At 70.1% G+C, this 4,944-nt stretch carries 5 protein-coding genes and 1 pseudogene; 5 read left to right on the forward strand and 1 reads right to left on the reverse strand.

Going from position 1 to position 4,944, the window contains the following annotated elements:
* Nucleotides 1-767, forward strand: a pseudogene (locus ESP51_RS20780) (hypothetical protein); the annotation flags it as partial.
* On the opposite strand, the gene ESP51_RS20170 reads toward ESP51_RS20780, so the two are convergent.
* Nucleotides 733-1,125: a phage holin family protein gene (locus tag ESP51_RS20170; RefSeq protein WP_129522650.1), complete on the reverse strand. Its 393-nt coding sequence runs from the start codon at nucleotides 1,123-1,125 to the stop codon at nucleotides 733-735. The pseudogene ESP51_RS20780 and the gene ESP51_RS20170 overlap by 35 nt on opposite strands.
* A 52-nt stretch (nucleotides 1,126-1,177) precedes the next feature.
* Here ESP51_RS20170 and ESP51_RS20175 point away from each other — a divergent pair, with 52 nt between their 5' ends.
* The 4 genes from ESP51_RS20175 to ESP51_RS20190 form a co-directional block, all read left to right on the forward strand.
* Entirely contained in the window at nucleotides 1,178-2,287 is a 1,110-nt protein-coding gene (locus ESP51_RS20175; protein ID WP_241843284.1) for a histidinol-phosphate transaminase, read from the forward strand.
* A 15-nt stretch (nucleotides 2,288-2,302) separates the two neighbouring features.
* Nucleotides 2,303-3,439 carry a thiamine pyrophosphate-dependent dehydrogenase E1 component subunit alpha gene (locus ESP51_RS20180; RefSeq protein WP_129522652.1) on the forward strand — a complete coding sequence of 379 codons (1,137 nt, stop codon included), beginning with the start codon at nucleotides 2,303-2,305 and terminating at the stop codon, nucleotides 3,437-3,439.
* Nucleotides 3,440-3,597: 158 nt separating this feature from the next.
* Nucleotides 3,598-4,581, forward strand: a complete 984-nt coding sequence (locus tag ESP51_RS20185; protein ID WP_277871105.1) for an alpha-ketoacid dehydrogenase subunit beta — start codon at nucleotides 3,598-3,600, stop codon at nucleotides 4,579-4,581.
* A 36-nt stretch (nucleotides 4,582-4,617) separates the two neighbouring features.
* On the forward strand, nucleotides 4,618-4,944 hold a 327-nt coding region (locus tag ESP51_RS20190; protein ID WP_338420357.1), incomplete at its 3' end, for a biotin/lipoyl-containing protein.

Genomic DNA, 4,944 nt, shown 5'->3' on the forward strand with positions numbered 1-4,944 from the left:
CAGGCCCGCCCGACCCCGGCCGCTCGGTGGCGGCGCCGAGCGGCGTCGCCGACCTCGCGGAGCGCGTGCCCGCGAGCGGCGACGCACAGATCCGCATCGAGCGCTACGGTTCGCCGGGCGATGCCCGCTGGATCGTCTACATCAGCGGCACGATCGAGGTCGGCCTCGTCGCCGGCGAGCAGCCGTTCGACATGACCTCGAATGTGCACGGCATCGCCGACGACTCAGCGCTCGACGATCTCCGGTTCGCCGGTGCCGACTCGGGCGCCGGCGAGCGGGCGGTGCGCCAGGCGATGGCCGATGCGGGCGTCGCGCCGGGTGAACCGCTGCTCGCGGTCGGCCATTCGGGTGGCGGCGTCATCGCGGCGAGCCTCGCCGGCGATCCCGAGCTCAACACGGTGGGTGTCCTGAGCCTCGGCAGTCCGGTCGCCTCGGCCGAGCTGCGCGAGGACGTGCGGATGCTCTCGATCGAGCACGAGGAGGATCTCGTTCCGGCGGTCGGCGGCGCGGGGCATCCGTCCGACCAGCGCACGATCGTCTCACGCAGCGTGCTCGAGGCGAACGTCGAGTACTCCTCGCTGCTGCCCGCGCACGAGCTCTCTCGCTATCGCGAGACCGCAGCACTCGTCGACGAGTCCGAAGAGGAGCGGCTCACCGCGTTCCGCGCGCTCCTCGCCGACATCACCGGTGGCGGCGAAGGCCGTTCGACCGAGTGGGTGGCCAGCCGCGACCTCAGTCGCTCGACGACGACGACGGCCGAACGATGAGGCCGATGAGCCAGCTGATGATGCCCATCACGAGCGCGCCGAGCACGCCCCACCAGAAGCCCTCGATGACGAGCCCGAAGCCCATGAGGTCGCTGATCCACGCGACGAGCAGGAGCAGCAGGCCGTTCACGATGAAGGAGATGAGGCCGAGCGTGAGCACGTAGAGCGGGAATGCGATGACCCTGATGAACGTGCCCACGATGGCATTGACGAGCCCGAAGATGAGCGCGATCAGCAGGTAGGTGAGCACCGTGGCGATGGTGGTGTCCTCATAGGGCACCACGTTCACGCCCGCGACGATGAACGTCGTGAGCCACAGGGCGAATGCGACGACGATGACCTTGACGATGAACCGCATGGCTCAACTCTGGCAGAACGCCGCGGCAGTGCGAAGGGGTACGGTGGAATCCGTGACCGCACCGGAGCCCACAGGGGCAGGCGTCCGCCTTCGCCCCGAGATCGCAGCCCTTCCGCCGTACCGCCAGGGCCGTCCCGCGCCCGCCGACGGGTTCAAGCTCTCGAGCAACGAGAACCCCTTCGATCCGCTGCCCTCCGTCGTCGAGGCGATCTCCACGTCGGCGAAGCAGGTCAATCGGTATCCGGATGCCTCGGCCCTCCCCCTGCGCGAGGCGCTCGCCGCGCGATTCGGCGTGAGCGCCGACGAAGTGCTCGTGGGCGCCGGATCCGTCTCCCTCCTCGCCCAGTTCATCGTGGCCGCCGCCGCGCCCGGTGACGAGGTGGTCTACTCCTGGCGCTCGTTCGAGGCCTACCCGGGGCTCGTCGCCGTCGCCGGCGCCACGAGCGTGACCGTGCCGAACCAGCCCGACCACCGCCACGACCTCGAGGCGATGGCCGCGGCGATCACGGATCGCACTCGCGTCGCCATCGTCTGCTCGCCGAACAATCCCACGGGCACCATCGTCACGGCGGCGGAGTTCGACGCCTTCATGGCCGCCGTGCCCGCCGACCTGCTCGTGCTGCTCGACGAGGCGTACATCGAGTTCGTGCGCGACGAGGCATCGGTCGACGGGCGCTCGCTCATCGGCCGATACCCGAACCTCGTGGTGCTGCGCACCTTCTCGAAGGCCTACGGTCTCGCGGGCCTCCGTGTCGGCTACGCGATCGGTCCGGTCGGCATCCTCGACGCCGCGCGATCCACCGCGATCCCGCTCGGCGTCACGGCGGCGTCCACCGCCGGCGCCCTCGCATCGCTCGAGCCTGCCGCCGAAGCCGAGCTCCTCGAGCGCGTCGAGGCCATCACCGTGCGTCGGGGGCGCCTGTACGAGGCGCTCCTCGCGCAGGGCTGGCCGGTGCCCGAGCCCCACGGCAACTTCGTCTGGCTGCCCACGGGAGCCGCGACCGCCGAGGTCGCCGATCGGCTGTTCGAGGCCGGTCTCGTCACGCGCGCCTTCCCGCCCGAGGGAATCCGGATCTCGATCGGCGAGGAGGAATCTGGAGACATCCTCCTCAGGATTCTCGGCGAGCTTGTGCCGGCTTTACAAGAACAGCTCCCTTCATAGCTGTAGCGTGGAACGGTGTCTGCCCGAGAAAGAGACTTCACCGCACCGACGGTCCAGCTCCTGACCCCTGACGGCGAGCTGCGGCCGACGCCCGAGGCCGAGGCCTACCTCCCCCTCGTCGAGGCACTCGACGACACCATGCTCGAGCGGTTCTACCGCGACATGGCGATCTCCCGGCGCATCGACATCGCCGGCGCGAACCTGCAGCGGCAGGGCCAGCTCGCCCTCTGGGTGCCGAGCCACGGGCAGGAGGCCGCGCAGGTCGGATCGGCGCACGCGGCCCGCCCGCAAGACCACTTGTTCCCCTCGTACCGCGAGCACATCGTCGGCATCATCCGCGGGCTCGACCCCGTCAACATCCTGGCGCTGCTCAGGGGCGCGACGCTCGGCGGCTGGAACCCGGCCGAGAACGGCAACTTCCACCTCTACACGCTCGTGCTGGCCTCGCAGACCCTGCACGCGACGGGTTACGCGATGGGCCTGCAGTTCGACGGCGCCACGGCCACGGGCGACCCAGAGACGGATGCCGCCGTGCTCGTCTACTACGGCGACGGCGCCTCCTCGCAAGGCGACGCGAGCGAGGCGCTCGTGTTCGCGGCGAGCTATCAGACGCCGCAGGTCTTCTTCATCCAGAACAACCAGTGGGCGATCTCCGTGCCGGTCTCGCGGCAGTCGCGCAGTCCCCTCTCGCTCCGGGGCGGCGGCTTCGGCATGCCGGGCGTGCGCATCGACGGCAACGACGTGCTTGTGAGCTATGCCGTGACCCGCCAGTCCCTCGAGGAGGCGCGCGCGGGCGAGGGCCCGAGCCTCATCGAGGCCGAGACCTACCGCATGGGCGCGCACACCACCGCCGACGACCCCACGAAGTACCGCACCGACGACGAGGTCGAGTACTGGGCCCGGCGAGACCCGATCACGAGGTATCGCACGTGGCTCGAGGGCCGCGGGGCATCCGCCGCCTTCTTCGACGACGTCGACACCGAAGCCGCCGATGTCGCCGCCGACTTGCGCCGCCGGGCGCTCGACCTCGTCGCGCCGACCCGCGAGGTAATCTTCAAGCACGTGTACAGCGAGCCGCATCCGCTCATGACCGAGCAGTCCGCGTGGCTCGAAGCCTACGAGTCGAGCTTCGAGGGCGGGTCGTCGGCATGAACGCACGAACCGAAGAGGAGCTCCGGGTGACGGATGCCACACAGGGGTCCGCCGAGGGTCTCGAGACGCAGTACGCGGCGAGCGAGACCACGGCGACCGATGCTGCGTCGACCGACACCGCCGCAGTGGCATCCGCTGCACCCTCGACCGAACGGGGAGTGCCGGGCGTGCAGACGCTCTCGCTCGCGAAGGCGATCACCGCCGGCCTCCGCGAAGCGATGCGCGCCGACGACAAGGTGCTGCTCATGGGCGAGGACATCGGCCCGCTCGGTGGCGTGTTCCGCGTGACCGAGGGGCTCCAGGCGGAGTTCGGCGACAAGCGCGTGCTCGACACCCCGCTCGCGGAATCGGGCATCGTCGGCACCGCGATCGGCCTCGCGATGCGCGGCTATCGGCCCGTCATCGAGATCCAGTTCGACGGCTTCATCTTCCCCGCCTTCGACCAGATCACCACGCAGCTCGCACGCGTCACGGTGCGCCACAACGGCAGCGCGTCGATGCCCATCGTGATCCGGGTGCCCTACGGCGGCCACATCGGCTCGATCGAGCACCACCAGGAGAGCCCCGAGGCGTACTTCGCCCATACGCCGGGCCTGCGCGTGGTGAGCCCGTCGAATCCGCACGACGCGTACTGGATGATCCAGGAGGCGATCGCCTCGAACGACCCCGTGCTGTTCTTCGAGCCGAAGAGCCGGTACTGGCCGAAGGGCCCCGTCGACCAGGCGCACGCAGGCCTGCCGCTGCACGCGAGCCGCATCGTGCGCGAGGGCACGGATGTCACGGTCGTCGGACACGGCGCGATGGTCGCCACCCTGCTGCAGGCCGCCGACATCGCCGCCGAAGAGGGCCGGAGCCTCGAGGTCGTCGACCTTCGCTCACTCTCCCCCATCGACTACGGCCCGCTGCTCGACTCGGTGCATCGCACCGGGCGACTCATCGTCGCGCAAGAGGCCTACGGCAACGTGAGCATCGGCTCCGAGGTCGCCGCCACCGTCGCCGAGCGGGCGTTCTACTCCCTCGAGGCACCCGTGCTGCGCGTCTCGAGCTTCGACACCCCATTCCCCCCGGCCGCCCTCGAGAGCGAGTACCTGCCGAGCCCCGACCGGGTGCTCGAGGCCGTCGACCGCGCACTGGCATACTGACCCGCGGCTTCGGCCGCGACCTGAGAGAGGCGTGAGATGAGCGAGATCCGATTCCCGCTGCCCGACGTCGGTGAAGGACTCACCGAGGCCGAGATCGTGCAATGGCGCGTCGCCCCCGGCGACCGGATCGCGCTCGACCAGGTGTTCGTCGAGATCGAGACGGCGAAATCGCTCGTCGAGCTGCCGAGCGCATTCGAGGGCGTCGTCTCCGAGCTGCTCGTCGACGAGGGCAACACCGTCAACGTCGGCACGCCGATCCTGGTGATCCAGACGGATGCCGCGCAGTCGACGGATGTGTCGGCGTCGGCGCCTGCCGCGGCCGCAGTGCCTGCCGCGCCAGCGCCTGCCGCGCCCGCCGCGCCC

Source organism: Agromyces albus (assembly GCF_004134825.1).
In the GTDB taxonomy this organism is placed as follows: domain Bacteria; phylum Actinomycetota; class Actinomycetes; order Actinomycetales; family Microbacteriaceae; genus Agromyces; species Agromyces albus.